The organism is Bradyrhizobium sp. Pha-3 (genome assembly GCF_042258325.1).
GTDB classification, from domain to species: domain Bacteria; phylum Pseudomonadota; class Alphaproteobacteria; order Rhizobiales; family Xanthobacteraceae; genus Bradyrhizobium; species Bradyrhizobium elkanii.
Map to the genome: position 1 here is coordinate 343,160 of NZ_CP170151.1, position 16,108 is coordinate 359,267.

Sequence of the window (16,108 nt, forward strand, 5' to 3'; positions counted from 1 at the left end):
AGGATGACGGGTTTGGTAGCTGTGCGCGAAAGAGGGCCGCCCTAATACGCGTCCTTGGCGTCGGCCTCTTCGCTGGTCTGCACCAGCTCGAGGCTGCTCTCGACCTTGCCGAGCAGGCGGCCGAGGTCGCGGCGCTCCTGCGCGGAGAGGCAGGACAAGATCTCCTGCTCCTTGCGCAGCAGGCGCGGGATCAGCTCCTCGTAGAGCGCCTGGCCCGCTTTGGTCAGTCGCAGGCGGAATTCGCGGCGGTCGTCGGCGTTCTCGACGCGCTCGACGATCTCGCGCTCCATCAGCGCCGACACCGCGCGGCTGATGGTGGATTTATGGGTGCGCGTGCAGTGCGCGATATACTGCGCGCTGCAGGGATCGCTGCGGAAGCCGAGCGTTGCGAGCACGCGCCACTCCGGAATGTCGAGCCCGTAGCGCGCCTGATATTCGCTCGACAGCGCCGAGGACACCTCGGCCGCCAGCCGGTTCAGGCGGAACGGCATGAAATGGAAGAGATCGAGGCGCTTCTTGGTCGGCGCGATCGTGTCGCGCACCTCCGCTTCCACGGCACTGCGCGGGCGGGCTGGAGGCTGGCTTGCAGAGGTCCGTGCCAAAAATCCCTCCAATTTGAGTTGACGGCAGCCCCGACTGGGGGTTTAAGATAGTTGCAAGTGAGACTAATTTAGCAAGGTCGCGGCCGGCTCGCAAGGTCCAGGTCGCAAGCAGTCACACAAGACCGCAGCCCAAGCCACAGATTAAAGGCCGGCGGCGCAAGGGAAACATCCAGGGTCACGCAATGGCACACGCCAACACGGCACAGGCCAAAACCCAGTTCGGCTATCGCCGTCATCCCGACCAGGAGCGCTCGGGCGCCAACGTCGCGGAGCATCCCGTCGTCGTGGTCGGCGCCGGGCCGGTGGGATTGTCGCTCGCGATCGATCTCGCGCAGCGCGGCCAGCGCGTGGTGCTGCTCGACGATGCCGACCGGATCGGCGAAGGCTCGCGCGCGATCTGCTTCTCGAAGCGCTCGCTGGAGTTCTGGGATCGCCTCGGCGTCGGCGACCGCATGGTCGAGAAAGGCGTGGTGTGGAGCGTCGGCAAGATCTTCCACGGCGCCTCGCAGCTCTACCAGTTCAGTTTGCTTCCGGAGGAAGGCCACAAGCGGCCCGCCTTCATCAACCTGCAGCAATTCTACGCCGAGGCCTATCTGGTCGATCGGGTCGGGCAACTGCCCGAAATCGACCTGCGCTGGCGCAACAAGGTGATCGCGCTGGAGAGCCGCAACGACGGCGTTGCGCTGACCATCGCAACTCCCGACGGCTCCTACCAGGTGCACGCGGCCTTTGTCGTCGCCTGCGATGGCGCCCGCTCGCCGCTGCGGCAGATGGTCGGCGCGGAGTTCGCAGGCCAGGTGTTCGAGGACCAGTTCCTGATCGCCGACGTCAAGATGACGGCGGCGTTCCCGACCGAGCGCTGGTTCTGGTTCGATCCGCCGTTCCATGCCGGACGCTCGGCGCTGCTGCACAAGCAGCCGGACGACATCTGGCGGATCGATCTGCAGCTCAACCCGGATGCCGATCCGGTGGCCGAAAAGCAGCCCGAGAATGTCCGGCCGCGGATCGAGCGCATGCTCGGCCACGACAAGTTCGAGTTCGAATGGATCTCGCTCTACAAGTTCCAGTGCCGCCGGATGGCCAAGTTCATCCACGGCCGGGTGATCTTTGCCGGTGATTCCGCCCACCAGGTCTCGCCGTTCGGCGCGCGCGGCGCCAATTCCGGGCTCGAGGACGCCGAGAATTTGGCGTGGAAGCTTGACCGCGTGCTGCGCCGGCTGTCGCCGGAGGGCTTGCTGGAGAGCTATCACATCGAGCGCAGCGCGGCGGCGGACGAGAACATCCGCGAGTCCACCCGCTCGACCGACTTCATGGCGCCGGTGACGAAACAGGAAGCGCGGCTGCGTCAGGCCGTGCTGTCGCTCGCCAAGGACACCGAGTTCGGCAAGCGCATGGTCAATGGCGGGCGGCTCTCGGTGCCGTCGGTCTACGACACGCCGCTGTCGAGCGGCGATCGCGACGATTGGCGCGGCGGCCCGCGGCCGGGCTCTTCGATGCCGGATGCGCCGGTGACGGAGCAGGGCGGCGGTTCCACCTATTTGACCGATGTTTTCATCAGACAGGGAACGCGCTTCACGCTGCTGGAGTTTGGCAATGGCGCGGCTGTCGATGTGCCCGACGGCGTCGGCAGCATCCGGATCGGCGGCGAGGATGGGCTGGTCGACGCGCTGGGCCTTGCCGGCAAGCGCTACGATGCCGAGCCCGGCACCGCCTATCTGCTGCGGCCGGACGGCTATGTCGCGGCACGCTTCCGCAACGCGGCGCGGCCGGCACTCGATGCGGCGCTGGCGCGCGCAGCCGGCCTGAACTGAGGAGCAGTCATGGCGCTGTCGACCAGTTCGAACTTCGCAAAGCCCGACGACGCCTTCCGCGCCATCGTCGAGGCGCATCGCGGCCTCACCGAGGCGCAGAGCGCCGATCTCGATGCCGCGCTGGTTCTGGTGCTCGCCAACCATATCGGCGATCTCGACGTGCTGCGCGAGGCGATCGCGCTGGCGAAGCGGCGGATGCTGGACGCCAGCCAGCAGCAACAACAGCAACAACAATAGCACTGAGCAAACGGACAGGATTGAACTGATGGCCAAAGGTTTCGCATCGACCACGGATCTCGCGGAGAAGAAGGTCACTTTCTCCGAGATCGGCACCGATCTCTATGCCTTCACCGCCGAGGGCGATCCCAACACCGCCGTGATCGTCGGCGACGACGGCTGCCTGGTGTTCGACGCGCAGGCGACGCCGGCGATGGCGAACAAGGTGATCGAGCGGGTCAAGACCGTCACCGACAAGCCGATCAAATATGTCGTGCTGTCGCACTACCACGCGGTGCGCGTGCTCGGCGCCTCTGCCTATCACGCGCAGGGCATCGTGGCCTCGCAGGAAACCTATCGCCTGATCGAGGAGCGCGGCCAGCAGGATTGGGATTCAGAATATGGCCGCTTCCCGCGCCTGTTCCAGGATGCCGCGAGCATTCCCGGCCTGACCTGGCCGACGCTGACCTTCGAGGGCGAGATGTCGATCTATCTCGGCAAGCGCGAGGTGCGGCTGATGCAGCTCGGCGCCGGCCATACCTCGGGCGACATCGTCGCCTGGGTGCCGGATGCCGAGGTGATGTTCTCGGGCGATCTGATCGAATACCACTCGGCCTGCTATTGCGGCGATGCGCATTTGCGCGAATGGCCGACGACCTTGAACGAGATCCGCGCCTTCAATCCGAAGGCGATCGCGCCGGGCCGCGGCGACGCGCTGAAGGGCCTCGCCACGGGCCGCGATGCGATCGCGATGACGCGCGATTTCGTCACCACGCTCTATGGCGCCGCCGAATCCTCCGTCGCCAAGGGCCGCAGCCTGAAGGAATCGATGGCGGCGACGCGCGAGGTGATGGATCCGAAGTTCTCGAGTTTTGCGATCTACGAGCACTGCCTGCCGTTCAACGTTTCGCGCGCCTATGACGAGGCGTCGGGGATCGACGATCCCGTGATCTGGACCGACAAGCGCGACCAGGAAATGTGGGCCGCCCTGCAAGGAGGATAGTGATGAACATCAATACCTCGCCTGATCAGATCGTTCGCAGCTCAGGGCAAGTCACCCCGGGCTACATGTCCGGCTTCGGCAACAGCTTCGAGACCGAGGCCTTGCCCGGCGCGCTGCCGATGGGGCGCAACTCGCCGCAGCGCTGCGCCTACGGGCTTTATGCCGAGCAATTGTCCGGCTCGCCGTTCACGGCACCGCGCGGCACCAATGAGCGCTCCTGGCTGTATCGCATCCGCCCGTCGGTGCGGCATTCCGGCCGCTTCGCCAAGGCCGATGCCGGGCTGTGGCGCACCGCGCCGTGCCACGAATACGACATGCCGATCGCACAGCTGCGCTGGGACCCTGCGCCGATCCCGAAGGAGAACATGACCTTCCTGCAGGGCGTGCAGACCATGACCACGGCGGGCGATGCCAACACCCAGGCCGGCATGGCGGCACACATCTATCTCATCACCAAATCGATGGTCGATCAGCATTTCTACAATGCCGATGGCGAGATGATGTTCGTGCTGCAGCAGGGCAATCTGCGCCTCGTCACCGAGTTCGGCCGCATCGACGCCGAGCCGGGCGAAATCGTGGTGATCCCGCGCGGCGTTAAATTCCGCGTCGAAATTCCCGGCGGCCCGGCGCGCGGCTATCTCTGCGAGAATTACGGCGGCGCGTTCACGCTGCCGGAGCGCGGCCCGATCGGCGCCAACTGCCTTGCCAATTCGCGCGACTTCCTGACGCCGGTGGCGAGCTACGAGGACAAGGACACGCCGACCGAGCTCTACGTCAAGTGGGGCGGCTCGCTGTTCAAGACCACGCTGCCGCACTCGCCGATCGACGTGGTCGCCTGGCACGGCAACTACGCGCCCTACAAATACGATTTGCGCACCTTCTCGCCGGTCGGCGCGATCGCGTTCGATCATCCTGATCCGTCGATCTTCACGGTGCTGACCTCGCCGTCGGAGACCGCCGGCACCGCGAATATCGACTTCGTGATCTTCCCGGAGCGCTGGATGGTGGCCGACAACACCTTCCGTCCGCCGTGGTACCACATGAACATCATGTCGGAGTTCATGGGCCTGATCTACGGAGTCTACGACGCCAAGCCGCAGGGTTTTGTGCCCGGTGGCATTAGCTTGCACAATTGCATGCTGCCGCACGGCCCCGACCGCGAAGCCTTCGAGCACGCCAGCAACAGCGAGCTGAAGCCGGTGAAGCTGACCGGCACGATGGCCTTCATGTTCGAGACCCGCTTCCCGCAGCGGGTGACCGAACATGCGGCGAAGTCGTCGACGCTGCAGGACGATTACTCGGATTGCTGGAAAGGCCTGGAGAAGAAGTTCGACCCGAACAAGCCGTGATCTTACCCTCCCTTGAAGGGGGAGGGTCGACGCGAATGAAATGAGCGGCGGGATGGGGTGGCAGTCTCTCCTTTGAGGCGGTACCCGAGTGGAGGGATCACCCCACCCCGTCTCGCATTTCGCTTCGCTCCATGCGAGCCGATCCTCCCCCTCCAGGGGAGGGTGGCTAAAGTGGCACCACATTATTGCATCGAGAAAACGATGACCCACCCCAACGACCCAAAGCTCCGCTCCTTCATTGACGTCGCTCCGACCTCCGACTTCCCGATCCAGAACCTGCCTTATGGTGTGTTCTCGTCGAAGGATGGCCTTGCGCCGCGCGTCGGTGTTGCGATCGGCGATTATGTGCTCGACCTCTGGGAGCTCGAGCAGGACTCGCGGCTCGATGTCGGGCCGCTCGGCGTGTTCTCGCAGCCGTCGCTTAACGCCTTCATGGCGCTCGGGCCGAAAGTGTGGTCGGCGACGCGCGCACGGATCAGCGAGCTGCTCCGCTCGGATCATCCGGAACTGCGCGACAACAGGGAATTGCGGGCGCGGGCGCTGGTGCCGATGGCTGACGTCAGGCTGTACATGCCGTTTGCGGTCTCGGGCTACACCGATTTCTATTCGTCGAAGGAGCACGCCACCAATGTCGGCGTCATGTTCCGCGGCAAGGACAATGCGCTGCAGCCGAACTGGCTGCATATGCCGATCGGCTATAACGGCCGCGCCTCGACCGTTGTGGTTGGCGGCACCAAGGTGCGGCGTCCGCGCGGCCAGCTGAAGCCGCCGACATCAGAGGTGCCGAGCTTCGGGGCCTGCAAGCGGCTCGACTTCGAGCTCGAGATGGGCGTGGTGGTCGGCCAGGCCTCGCCAATGGGTGAGATGCTGACCGAGAAGCAGGCCGAGGAGATGATCTTCGGCTTCGTCATCCTCAACGACTGGAGCGCGCGCGACATCCAGCAGTGGGAATATGTGCCGCTCGGCCCGTTCCAGGCCAAGGCGTTCGCGACCTCGATCAGCCCGTGGGTGGTGACGCGCGAGGCGCTGGAGCCGTTCCGCATGCAGGGCCCGGCGCAGCAGCCCGAGCCGCTCGCGTACCTGAAGCAGACCCAGCCGAACAATTACGACATGCAGCTCGATGTCGCGCTGCGCGCCGGTGCGATGAACGAGGCGAAGACGATCTGCAGCACCAACTTCAAATACATGTACTGGTCGTCGGTGCAGCAGCTCGTGCACCACGCTTCCAGCGGCTGCGCGATGAACGTCGGCGATCTCTTAGGCAGCGGCACGATCTCCGGCCCCGAAAAGCATCAGCGCGGCAGTCTCCTGGAAATCAGCTGGAACGGCACCGAGCCGGTCGAGCTTGCCGGCGGCGTCACGCGCTCGTTCCTTGAGGATGGCGATTCGCTCGTCATGCGCGGCTGGTGCCAGGGCGACGGCTATCGTGTCGGCTTCGGCGAGGTCGAAGGTACCATCGTCGCGGCGGAGTAGCTCTCCGCGTATTCCGCTGCTTCACCTCACCCTTGAAAAGGGGAGGTCGGTTTGCACAGCAAGCCGGGTGGGGATCTGGTCTTTCCGTAGACGCCAGCGCTCGCGGCTGACCCCCATCCCACCTTCCCCCTTTCAGGGGGAAGGAGCCAGGCACGCGTGCAAGCCTCACCGTTCCTCCGGCCTGACATCCCTCAGCCGCGCCGTATGCGCCGCGCAGTCCTCAAGGCTGTATTTCAGATGCACCCGCTTGTCCGATGGCGGCTGGTTCACGGTGCAGACACCCGGCCGCCACGGCTTGGCCGGGCGGATCGGCCGCGGCGCGAAACCGCCGCCGCAGTTCGGGCAGACATTGCCGAGCTTGGTCTCCGCGCAATCCGCACAGAACGTGCATTCATAGGAGCAGATCCGCGCGTCGGTTGCGCTGGGTGGCAGATCCTTGTCGCAATATTCGCAGTTCGGTCGCAGCTGCAGCGCCATGGTTCGTCTCTCTTGCCGTTGTTGGAATGATCGCAAGCCAAGCCGCAAAAGCGAATGGCGGATTTCCCTCGATTCGAGCCATCACACCGATAGCGACTTCAGCGGCAGCCTGGTGCTCTCCTTCAGACGGTCGAGCACGATCGACGAGCGCACGTGGGCCACGCTCTGGTGCGGCATCAGCACGTTGTTGACGATGTCGGACAGGCTCTTGAGGTCGCGCAGCATCACCTTGAGCACGTAGTCGGCATCCCCGGTCAGCGCATAGGCCTCCTGGATGTCGTCGACGCGGTTGACCAACTCGCGAAACCGCTTGGCGTTGTCGGGCGAGTGGGTCGCCAGCGTGATGTGGATGAAGGCGATCAGGCCGAAGCCGAGCGCCTCGCCGGCGAGCTCGGCGTGGTAGCCGGCGATGACCTTCTCCTCCTCCAGCCGCATCCGCCGCCGCGAGCATTGCGATGCCGACAGCCCGACGAGGTCGGCCAGCTGCTGGTTGGTCAGCCGGCCGTCGTCCTGCAGCGCGGCGAGCATTTTCAGGTCGAAGGCATCGACTTCAGGCATGCGCAGAATGTCCATTTCATGCACGGACCGTGCGCGAGAATAGCAAAAAGGGATCTATTTTGCACGCACGTTGCGCAGGAAGTGACGGAAACTGATCTCCAGACATATCAGGGAGTTACCGCCATGGGTCCGTTTCCGCACGATGCGCCGCCGGCCGAAATCAGCGCCGACAATCCGATGGGCACCGACGGCTTCGAGTTCGTTGAGTACGCCCACCCGAATCCGGCGGAGCTGCACGCGCTTTTCAAGCTGATGGGCTTTGTCGCGGTTGCCCGCCACCGGACCAAGGCCATCACGGTCTATCGCCAGGGCGACATCAACTATCTCGTCAATGAGGAGCCGGGCAGCCACGGCTTCAACTTCGTCGCCGCGCACGGCCCCTGCGCGCCGTCGATGGCGTTCCGCGTCGTCGACGCCAAGCATGCCCATGAGCGCGCGCTCGCGCTCGGCGCCGAGCCGGCGGATGTCTTGCCCGCAGCGAAGACGCTCGATGTGCCCGCGATCAAGGGCATCGGCGGCAGCCTGCTCTACTTCGTCGACCGCTACGGCGCCAAGGGTTCGGCCTATGATGCCGAGTTCGAATGGCTCGGCGCGGCCAACCCGCGCCCCGCGGGCTCGGGCCTGTATTACGTCGATCACCTCACCCACAACGTCCATCGCGGCCGCATGGACGTCTGGACCGGCTTCTATGCAAAGCTGTTCAACTTCCGCCAGATCCGCTTCTTCGACATCGAAGGCCGCGCGTCGGGCCTGTTCTCCCGCGCGCTGACCAGCCCGGACGGCAAGATCCGGATCCCGATCAACGAGGACGCCGGCGATTCCGGTCAGATCGAGGAATATCTCAACGTCTATCGCGGCGAGGGCATCCAGCACATCGCCTGCGGCGCGCGCGATATCCACGCGACCGTCGAGAGGCTGCGCGCCGATGGCCTGCCGTTCATGCCGTCGCCGCCCGACACTTATTTCGAGCGGATCGACGCCCGCCTGCCCAAGCATGGCGAGGACGTCGCCCGGCTCACGACCAACGGCATCCTGATCGACGGCGAGGGCGTGGTCGACGGCGGTCAGACCAAGGTGCTGCTGCAGATCTTCTCGGCGAACGCGATCGGGCCGATCTTCTTCGAGTTCATCCAGCGCAAGGGCGACGACGGCTTCGGCGAAGGCAACTTCAAGGCGCTGTTCGAATCGATCGAGGAAGACCAGATCCGCCGCGGCGTACTCAAGGTCGATCACGCGGCGTAGGCCCTTGGAGGGGAGCGCGTTCGCTCAAAACTCTCAGTCGTCGTCCCGGCGAAGGCCGGGACCCATAACCACCGAGTCTAGTTGTAGAAGGGATAGCGGCCCCAACGTCGCACAATAGCCGGCATTTGGGGTAATGGGTCCCGGCCTTCGCCGGGACGACGGCGAATTACTTCCCCGCCTTCCACGCCGCCGTCACGTCCCCGATGCTCGCCAGCTCCGGCTCGCGGATCGCGGACGGCGTACGCGAGAAGCGCGGCGCGGGGGCGGGCTGGGTGACGCCGTGGCGTTCGACGAACACCTGGCGGGCTGCCATGTGCGGATGCTTGGGGGCTTCCTCCATGGTCAGGATCGGCGCGAAGCAGATGTCGGTGCCTTCCATGATCGTGCACCAGTCGGCGCGCGATTTGCTCTTGAACACCCGGGTCAGCTTCTCCTTCAGCGCCGGCCAGGCCTTGCGGTCCATCTGCGCGTCGAAATCGGCGTCGGTCAGGTCGGCATGCTTGCGCAGCAGCGCGTAGAACTGCGGCTCGATCGAGCCGATCGAGATGAAGTTGCCGCAAGAGCATTCGTAGACGCCGTAGAAATGCGCGCCGCCGTCCAGGAAATTCTGGTCGCGACCGCCGCTCCAGCGGCCCTGCGCGGCCATGTCGTAGAACATCGACATCAGCGACGCCGCGCCGTCGCACATCGCGGTATCGACAACCTGTCCCTTGCCGGACTTCTGCGCTTCCAGCAGCGCGGCGAGCACGCCGACCACGAGGTAGAGCGCGCCGCCGCCGAAATCGCCGACCAGGTTGAGCGGCGGCACCGGCTTCTCCTTGGTGCCGATCGCAGCCAGCGCACCCGTGATCGAGATGTAGTTGATGTCATGGCCGGCGGCATTGGCCAGCGGGCCTTCCTGGCCCCAGCCGGTCATGCGGCCATAGACCAGTTTTGGATTGCGCGCGAGCACGACATCCGGGCCGAGGCCGAGGCGCTCCATCACGCCGGGACGAAAGCCCTCGATCAGCGCGTCGGCATGGCCGAGCAGGTCGAGCACTTCGGCAATCGCCGCCTTGTTCTTGAGGTCGAGCTCGATGACCTTGCGGCCGCGGGTTGCGACCGCCTTCAGATTCTTGCCCGCGCCGACCCGATCGAGCGTGATGACCTCGGCGCCCATGTCGGCGAGCAGCATGCAGGCGAACGGGCCGGGGCCGATGCCGGCGAATTCGACGATGCGGAAGCCGGCGAGCGGGCCCGAGGTGCGAGCGGCGGTCTGGGAGGCGGGTTTATCGAGCACGTTGTTATTCCGTTGGTTGCGGGGCGCTAGGCGGCTGAGATGTCACGGCTGGCTTGGTGCCGAACTTCATGCGTTCTCCCAGCCGTCCGTGGGACGGTATTTTTAATTAGCTGATTAGCTAAATTGTCTCGCCTAATGCGGGATGTGGCAAGCGTCTTTTGCCTTGGAGCGGCGGTAAAACGCGAACGGCGCGCATCGCTGCGCGCCGTTCCGGACTTGTGTTTAGGCGCTATCAGCCGGCAGCGGTCACCGCGCGTTGCCCCATCACCTTGATCAGGTTCGCGCGATAGTCTGCCGACCCGTGGATGTCGGCGAGCAGTCCGTTCGACGGGATCTTGACGCTGTCGAGCGCCGAGGCCGCCCAGTTCGCCTTCAACGCCCCCTCGATCGCCGGCACCCGCATGACGCCGCTCTGCGACGCACCGGTTGCCGCCGCGCGGACGTCACCAGCTTTGGTCCTGGCGACGAACACGCCGGTCAGGGCAAAACGCGAGGCGGGATTGGGAAACTTGGCGTAGCCCGCCTTGGCCGGGACCGGGAACGATACCGCGGTGATGATCTCGCCATCCTCGAGCGCCGTCGTGAACAGGCCCTTGAAGTAGTCCTCCGCCGCGATCGACCGCTTGTTGGTCTTGATCGTCGCGCCCAGAGCCAGCACCGCCGCCGGATAATCCGCCGCCGGATCGTTGTTGGCGAGCGAGCCGCCGATGGTGCCGCGATAGCGCACGGCGGGATCGCCGATCATCGACGCCAGATTGGCGAGTGCCGGGATCGCCTTCTGCACGGCGTCGCTTTGCGCCACATCGTAATGCGGCGTCGCGGCCTTGATGGTGACGGTGTCGGCCGAGACCTCGATGCCGATCATCTCCTGCACCTTGGAGAGGTCGATCACGTCGGAAGGCGCGGCAAGACGCTGCTTCATCACCGGAAGCAGGGTTTGTCCGCCGGCGAGGAATTTTGATTCCGCGCCTTTGGCGAAGGTTGCGGCGGCGTCAGCGACCGAGGAAGCGCGGTGATAATTTGTCTCATACATGGCTCTTCCTCCCTCAACCGTGAATGGCGTGCCAGACGCGATCGGGCGTCGCCGGCATTTCCAGCTTGTTGTTGCCGATGGCGTCCGTGATCGCGTTGATCACGGCAGCAGAGGCGCCGATCGCGCCGGCTTCGCCGCAGCCCTTGACGCCGAGCGGGTTGCCCGGACACAGCGTCGTGGTGTGGGAGAGCTGGAACGAGGGCAGGTCGTCCGCGCGCGGCATGGTGTAGTCCATGAAGGATGCGGTCATGAGCTGACCGGTGCCGTCATAGACCACGCCTTCGAGCAGTGCCTGGCCGATGCCCTGCGCAAGGCCGCCATGGACCTGGCCTTCGACGATCATCGGGTTGATCAGCCGGCCGAAATCGTCGGCTGCGACGAAGTTGACGAAGGAGGTCTTGCCGGTGCCCGGATCGACCTCGAGTTCGCAGATATAGGCGCCGGCCGGGAAGGTGAAGTTGGTCGGGTCGTAGAACGCCGTCTCCTTCAGGCCGGGCTCCATGCCGTCAGGCAGGTTATGCGCGGTGTAGGCGGCGAGCGCGACCATCGGCAGCGCGATCGACTTGTCGGTGCCGGTGACCTTGAACTCGCCGTTCTCGATCACGATGTCGCTCTCGGACGCCTCGAGCGCATGCGCCGCGATCTTCTTGGCCTTGGCCTCGACCTTCTCCATCGCCTTCACGATCGCCGTACCGCCGACCGCGAGCGAGCGCGAGCCGTAGGTGCCCATGCCGAACTGCACCTTGTCGGTGTCGCCATGGACGATCGAGACCTGGCTGATCGGCACGCCGAGCCGCTCTGCGATGATCTGGCAGAACGTCGTTTCGTGGCCCTGGCCGTGGCTGTGCGAGCCGGTGAGCACCTCGATGGTGCCGACCGGGTTGACGCGGATCTCAGCCGACTCCCACAGGCCGACGCCGGCGCCGAGACTGCCGACCGCCTTCGACGGCGCGATGCCGCAGGCCTCGATGTAGCAGGAGATGCCGATGCCGCGCAGCTTGCCGTCGGCTTTGGCCTTGGCCTTGCGGGCCGGGAAGCCGGCATAGTCGATCGCCTTCATCGCGGCGTCGATCGAGGCGTGGAAGTCGCCGATGTCATACGCCATGATCACAGGCGTCTGATACGGGAACTGGGTGATGAAGTTCTTCTTGCGCAGCTCGGTCGGATCGACCTTCAACTGCCGCGCCGCCGTCTCCATCATGCGCTCGATCAGATAGCTCGCCTCGGGACGGCCGGCGCCGCGGTAGGCGTCGACCGGCGTGGTGTTGGTGTAGACGCCGATCACCTCGGCATAGATCGCCGGAATCACGTACTGGCCCGACAGCAGCGTCGCGTAGAGATAGGTCGGCACCGCCGAGGAGAATAGCGACATATAGGCGCCAAAATTGGCGTGGGTCTTCACCCGCAGGCCAAGGATCTTGTTGTCCTTGTCGAACGCTAGCTCCGCCTTCGAGACATGGTCTCGGCCATGCGCGTCGGTAAGGAAGGCTTCGGAACGGTCGCCGGTCCACTTCACCGGGCGGCCCACCTTCTTCGAGGCCCACAGCGCCACCATCTCTTCGGGATAGATGTAGATCTTGGAGCCGAAGCCGCCGCCGACGTCGGGCGCGATCACGCGCAGCTTGTGCTCGGGCGCGATGTTGTAGAACGCCGACAGCACGAGGCGGGCGACGTGCGGGTTCTGCGACGTCGTGTAGAGCGTGTAGTGCTCTTCGGCTTGGTCGTAATGCGCGATCGCCGCACGCGGCTCCATCGCGTTCGGCACCAGGCGGTTATTGGTGAGGTCGAGCGTCACCACATTGGCGGCCTTGCTGAACGCATCCTTGACCGCGGCTTCGTCGCCGAGATGCCAGTCATACACGATGTTGCCGGGAGCCTCGGGATGAAGCTGCGGCGCGCCCGGCTTGATCGCGGCCTTGATGTCGGCCGCAGCGGGAAGCTCTTCGTAATCGACGACGACGGCTTCGGCGGCGTCCCTGGCCTGGTTCTTGGTCTCGGCGATCACGACCGCGACCGCCTGTCCGACAAAGCGCACGGTCTCCGGCGCCATCGCCGGCCACGCACCCATTTTCATCGGTGAGCCGTCCTTCGAGGTGATGGCCCAGCCGCAGATCAGATTGCCGACCTTGTCGTCGACGATCTGCTGTCCCGTCAGCACCGCGATCACGCCGGGCATCTTCATGGCCTCGGCGGAATCGATGCCCTTGACCTTGGCATGTGCATGCGGGCTGCGAATGAAGTGAGCGTAGCTCATGCCGACCATTTTGACGTCGTCGACGTAACGTCCCTGTCCGGTGATGAACCGGCGATCTTCCTTGCGCACCACACGTGCGCCAATTCCTTCAACACCCATTGTCTAGTCCTCCCGACCGGAGATTCGATTTGCCGCCGTTTCCATCGAGACCGGCGGTGGTGAGCTTGATCGTGCGCGCTGCGTGGCGCGCTATTCGGCGGCCTGCGCAACCTTCATGCGGCCGGCAGCGTCGAGCACCGCCTTGACGATGTTGTGGTAGCCGGTGCAGCGGCAGATGTTGCCTTCGAGCTCGTGGCGAACCGTTTCCTCGTCGAGCTTGCCGCCATGGCGGTGCACGATGTCGACCGCGGACATGATCATGCCGGGGGTGCAATAGCCGCACTGCAGGCCGTGATTGTCGCGGAACGCCGCCTGCATCGGGTGTAACTCGTCCCCCTTGGCGAGGCCTTCGATCGTGGTGACGTTGGAGCCCGCGGCCTGGCCGGCCAGCATGGTGCAGGATTTGACCGCCCGTCCATCGACATGGACGACGCAGGCGCCGCACTGGCTGGTATCGCAGCCGACATGGGTGCCGGTGAGGTTCAGGTTTTCGCGCAAGAGGTGCACGAGGAGGGTTCGGTCCTCAACGTCGACCGAGACCGCCTTGCCGTTTACCGTCAGTTTGACTGTAGACACGCGTTTCTCCCAATAGCTTCGTTATAGGCCCAGTAGACCACGCTTCATGTGGGTCGTAACCGCGATCAAAGTCGTAGTCGCGGCCCTGTCATGAAGGCGCCGGGCAGTGGCTCTGATCCTAGCAGGCAGCCGTTCAATGGGCAATTTGCAAGCTGCCGGCGGCGCACTCCGGCGCGACGAAATTGCCCGGCAGCGCAAGCGGTTTTCGGCAATCCGCTGGAGCCTGCGGCGCGCAAAAATCGTCGCCGCGATCGCTACTACCTTCCGCCTATAACGACGCAAAGGCGTTGCTGTCATTTTCATCGCCGACGCAGCGGCAGAAGATCGCTGGTTCATGAAATTCGGTAGCGATCCGCGCGCGCGATGCATCCATCGCGGCAACAAAACCATATTGGAGGAAGCCAATGAAGCTGAGGAGCGGGATTTTCTTTGCCGGCGTGTCGCTGGTCGCCATGGTGCTGGCAGGCATTGGTGCGTCGAAAGCGAATGATTCCGTCGTGAAGGCGGCGTCCGATCCGAACGGATGGGCAATCGCCGGCCACGACTACGGCAATACGCGCTTCAGCCCGTTGAAGCAGATCAACTCCGAGAACGCCGGCAAGCTGCAGCTGGTCTACTCGCTGTCGCTGGCTTCGCTCCGCTCCAACGAGTCGTCGCCGGTGGTGATCGGCAAGACGCTGTATGTGTCGACCTCGTGGGGGCCGAAATACGTCTATGCGATCGATGCCGCGACCGGCGCGCGCAAATGGACCTGGCAGCCCGACATTCCGGATGACGTGCTCCAATACGCCTGCTGCGACGTCAACAATCGCGGCGTGTCCTATGCCGACGGCAAGATCTTCGTCGGCCGGCTCGACGGCAAGCTGACCGCGCTCGACGCCGAGACCGGCAAGGAACTCTGGACCTCGACGGTCGTCGACTACAAGCAGGGCTCGGTCATCACCTCGCCGCCGCTCATCGTCCGTGACAAGGTCATCACCGGCTTCGGCGGCGGCGAATATGGCGTCCGCGGCGCATTGCAGGCCTTCTCGCTCAAGGACGGCAAGCTGCTCTGGCAGACCTACACGGTGCCGGCACCGGGCGAGCCCGGCAGCGACACCTGGAAGGGCGACACCGGGCTGCATGGCGGCGGCGCCGCCTGGCTGGTCGGCTCCTACGATGCCAAGTCCGACACGGTCTACTGGGGTACCAGCAATCCGGGGCCGTGGAATACCGCGGTGCGCTCCACCGGCGACGGCAATTTCGGCAAGCTGACCAACCTCTACACGGCCTCGACGCTGGCGATCGATCCCAATACCGGCAAGATCAAGTGGCACATCCAGGGCACGCCGGCCGACGCCTGGGACTATGACGGCGTCAACGAGCTGCTCCTCGCCGACCTCAAGATCAAGGGCACCGAGACGCCCGTGCTGATGAAGGCGGACCGCAACGGCTTCTTCTTCGTGGCCAACCGCGAGACCGGCAAGGTGATATCGGCCGAGAAATACGTCTTCGCCAACTGGGCCAAGAAGTGGGACATCAACACGATGCGGGCGGAAGAGGATCCGGACAAGCGTCCGGGCCCGGGCCATCCCGCCAAGGACATCTGCCCGAACCTGATCGGCGGCAAGAACTGGCAGCCGATGTCGTTCAACCCGCAGACCGGCCTCGTCTACATCCCGAGCAACAATGTCTGCATGGACTGGTCGGTCTCTGACGTGAACTACAAGCGCGGCGTGTTCTATCTCGGCGCCGAATTCCCGACCAAGCCGGGCCCCGGCGGCTTCCTCGGCGAGCTCGTGGCCTGGGATCCGATCGCCAACAAGAAGGTGTGGAGCATCAAGGAAGACCTGCCCTTCAACGGCGGCACGCTGACGACCGGCGGCAATTTGGTGTTCTCGGGCAATCTGCACGGCGACTTCCGCGCCATCGATGCCAAGAACGGCAAGGTGCTGTGGAGCAAGAACCTCGGCAGCGGAATCGGTGCAGGTCCCGTGACCTATTCGGTCGATGGCAAGCAGTATGTCGCGATCGTGGTCGGACGCACCGCGGCGCTGCCGGCCTTCCTCGGTGACATCGGCAAGAAGATGGTCGCCGCGGCGCCCGAAGGCGGCTCGCTGTTCGTGTTCGCCCTGCAGTAAACGATCGTCCAGGAGG

Annotated in this window: 15 protein-coding genes; 8 read left to right on the forward strand and 7 right to left on the reverse strand. The window is 64.7% G+C overall.

Annotated features, from left to right (window positions below; translation table 11 throughout):
* Positions 1-41: 41 nt before the first annotated feature.
* Positions 42-602: a MarR family winged helix-turn-helix transcriptional regulator gene (locus tag ACE10X_RS01590; RefSeq protein WP_375763939.1), complete on the reverse strand. Its 561-nt coding sequence runs from the start codon at positions 600-602 to the stop codon at positions 42-44.
* Between the two features lie 182 nt (positions 603-784).
* On the opposite strand from ACE10X_RS01590, the gene ACE10X_RS01595 reads away from it, so the two are divergent.
* The 5 genes from ACE10X_RS01595 (at position 785) to fahA (ending at position 6,454) form a co-directional block, all read left to right on the forward strand.
* Positions 785-2,413, forward strand: coding sequence for an FAD-dependent oxidoreductase (locus ACE10X_RS01595; RefSeq protein WP_375763940.1), 1,629 nt, complete (start codon positions 785-787; stop codon positions 2,411-2,413).
* 9 nt (positions 2,414-2,422) lie between these two features.
* Positions 2,423-2,650 (forward strand): DUF2783 domain-containing protein, encoded by a 228-nt coding sequence (locus ACE10X_RS01600; protein WP_050401747.1) that lies wholly within the window; start codon positions 2,423-2,425, stop codon positions 2,648-2,650.
* Between the two features lie 28 nt (positions 2,651-2,678).
* Positions 2,679-3,632 (forward strand): MBL fold metallo-hydrolase, encoded by a 954-nt coding sequence (locus ACE10X_RS01605; protein ID WP_016843247.1) that lies wholly within the window; start codon positions 2,679-2,681, stop codon positions 3,630-3,632.
* Positions 3,633-3,634: 2 nt separating this feature from the next.
* Positions 3,635-4,981, forward strand: coding sequence for a homogentisate 1,2-dioxygenase (gene hmgA, locus ACE10X_RS01610; protein WP_375763941.1), 1,347 nt, complete (start codon positions 3,635-3,637; stop codon positions 4,979-4,981).
* A 201-nt stretch (positions 4,982-5,182) separates the two neighbouring features.
* Entirely contained in the window at positions 5,183-6,454 is a 1,272-nt protein-coding gene (gene fahA, locus ACE10X_RS01615; RefSeq protein WP_375763942.1) for a fumarylacetoacetase, read from the forward strand.
* A gap of 165 nt (positions 6,455-6,619) precedes the next feature.
* Here fahA and ACE10X_RS01620 read toward each other — a convergent pair whose 3' ends face one another.
* Both ACE10X_RS01620 and ACE10X_RS01625 read right to left on the reverse strand, forming a co-directional pair.
* Positions 6,620-6,931: a DUF1272 domain-containing protein gene (locus tag ACE10X_RS01620; RefSeq protein WP_375763943.1), complete on the reverse strand. Its 312-nt coding sequence runs from the start codon at positions 6,929-6,931 to the stop codon at positions 6,620-6,622.
* A gap of 81 nt (positions 6,932-7,012) precedes the next feature.
* Positions 7,013-7,489 carry an Lrp/AsnC family transcriptional regulator gene (locus ACE10X_RS01625; protein ID WP_375763944.1) on the reverse strand — a complete coding sequence of 159 codons (477 nt, stop codon included), beginning with the start codon at positions 7,487-7,489 and terminating at the stop codon, positions 7,013-7,015.
* Between the two features lie 123 nt (positions 7,490-7,612).
* On the opposite strand from ACE10X_RS01625, the gene hppD reads away from it, so the two are divergent.
* Positions 7,613-8,731, forward strand: coding sequence for a 4-hydroxyphenylpyruvate dioxygenase (gene hppD / locus ACE10X_RS01630; RefSeq protein ID WP_375763945.1), 1,119 nt, complete (start codon positions 7,613-7,615; stop codon positions 8,729-8,731).
* Between the two features lie 166 nt (positions 8,732-8,897).
* On the opposite strand, the gene ACE10X_RS01635 is transcribed toward hppD, so the two are convergent.
* From ACE10X_RS01635 to ACE10X_RS01650, 4 genes are all read right to left on the reverse strand, one after another.
* On the reverse strand, positions 8,898-10,010 hold the full coding sequence (locus ACE10X_RS01635; RefSeq protein ID WP_375763946.1) for a CaiB/BaiF CoA transferase family protein: 1,113 nt from the start codon (positions 10,008-10,010) through the stop codon (positions 8,898-8,900).
* 232 nt (positions 10,011-10,242) lie between these two features.
* The gene (locus ACE10X_RS01640; RefSeq protein ID WP_375763947.1) at positions 10,243-11,043 is read right to left on the reverse strand and encodes an FAD binding domain-containing protein; all 801 of its coding nucleotides are present in this window, start codon (positions 11,041-11,043) and stop codon (positions 10,243-10,245) included.
* Positions 11,044-11,056: 13 nt separating this feature from the next.
* Positions 11,057-13,396 (reverse strand): xanthine dehydrogenase family protein molybdopterin-binding subunit, encoded by a 2,340-nt coding sequence (locus ACE10X_RS01645; protein WP_375763948.1) that lies wholly within the window; start codon positions 13,394-13,396, stop codon positions 11,057-11,059.
* A gap of 90 nt (positions 13,397-13,486) precedes the next feature.
* Complete coding sequence (locus tag ACE10X_RS01650) at positions 13,487-13,972, reverse strand: (2Fe-2S)-binding protein (RefSeq protein ID WP_024583646.1); 486 nt, start codon at positions 13,970-13,972, stop codon at positions 13,487-13,489.
* A gap of 136 nt (positions 13,973-14,108) precedes the next feature.
* Between ACE10X_RS01650 and ACE10X_RS01655 the strand changes: the two genes are divergently transcribed.
* Positions 14,109-14,246, forward strand: a complete 138-nt coding sequence (locus ACE10X_RS01655; RefSeq protein WP_157788022.1) for a hypothetical protein — start codon at positions 14,109-14,111, stop codon at positions 14,244-14,246.
* Positions 14,247-14,376: 130 nt separating this feature from the next.
* A complete protein-coding gene (locus tag ACE10X_RS01660) occupies positions 14,377-16,092 on the forward strand; it encodes a PQQ-dependent methanol/ethanol family dehydrogenase (protein WP_375763949.1) in 1,716 nt (571 codons plus the stop codon).
* Positions 16,093-16,108 lie beyond the last annotated feature (16 nt).

Excerpts from the sequence above, each read along its gene's own strand:
- ACE10X_RS01595 (WP_375763940.1), top strand. The coding sequence starts at position 785 with ATGGCACACGCCAACACGGCACAGGCCAAAACCCAGTTCGGCTATCGC.
- ACE10X_RS01600 (WP_050401747.1), top strand. The coding sequence starts at position 2,423 with ATGGCGCTGTCGACCAGTTCGAACTTCGCAAAGCCCGACGACGCCTTC.
- ACE10X_RS01605 (WP_016843247.1), top strand. The coding sequence starts at position 2,679 with ATGGCCAAAGGTTTCGCATCGACCACGGATCTCGCGGAGAAGAAGGTC.
- hmgA (WP_375763941.1), top strand. The coding sequence starts at position 3,635 with ATGAACATCAATACCTCGCCTGATCAGATCGTTCGCAGCTCAGGGCAA.
- fahA (WP_375763942.1), top strand. The coding sequence starts at position 5,183 with ATGACCCACCCCAACGACCCAAAGCTCCGCTCCTTCATTGACGTCGCT.
- ACE10X_RS01620 (WP_375763943.1), bottom strand. The coding sequence starts at position 6,931 with ATGGCGCTGCAGCTGCGACCGAACTGCGAATATTGCGACAAGGATCTG.
- ACE10X_RS01625 (WP_375763944.1), bottom strand. The coding sequence starts at position 7,489 with ATGCCTGAAGTCGATGCCTTCGACCTGAAAATGCTCGCCGCGCTGCAG.
- hppD (WP_375763945.1), top strand. The coding sequence starts at position 7,613 with ATGGGTCCGTTTCCGCACGATGCGCCGCCGGCCGAAATCAGCGCCGAC.
- ACE10X_RS01640 (WP_375763947.1), bottom strand. The coding sequence starts at position 11,043 with ATGTATGAGACAAATTATCACCGCGCTTCCTCGGTCGCTGACGCCGCC.
- ACE10X_RS01645 (WP_375763948.1), bottom strand. The coding sequence starts at position 13,396 with ATGGGTGTTGAAGGAATTGGCGCACGTGTGGTGCGCAAGGAAGATCGC.
- ACE10X_RS01655 (WP_157788022.1), top strand. The coding sequence starts at position 14,109 with ATGGGCAATTTGCAAGCTGCCGGCGGCGCACTCCGGCGCGACGAAATT.
- ACE10X_RS01660 (WP_375763949.1), top strand. The coding sequence starts at position 14,377 with ATGAAGCTGAGGAGCGGGATTTTCTTTGCCGGCGTGTCGCTGGTCGCC.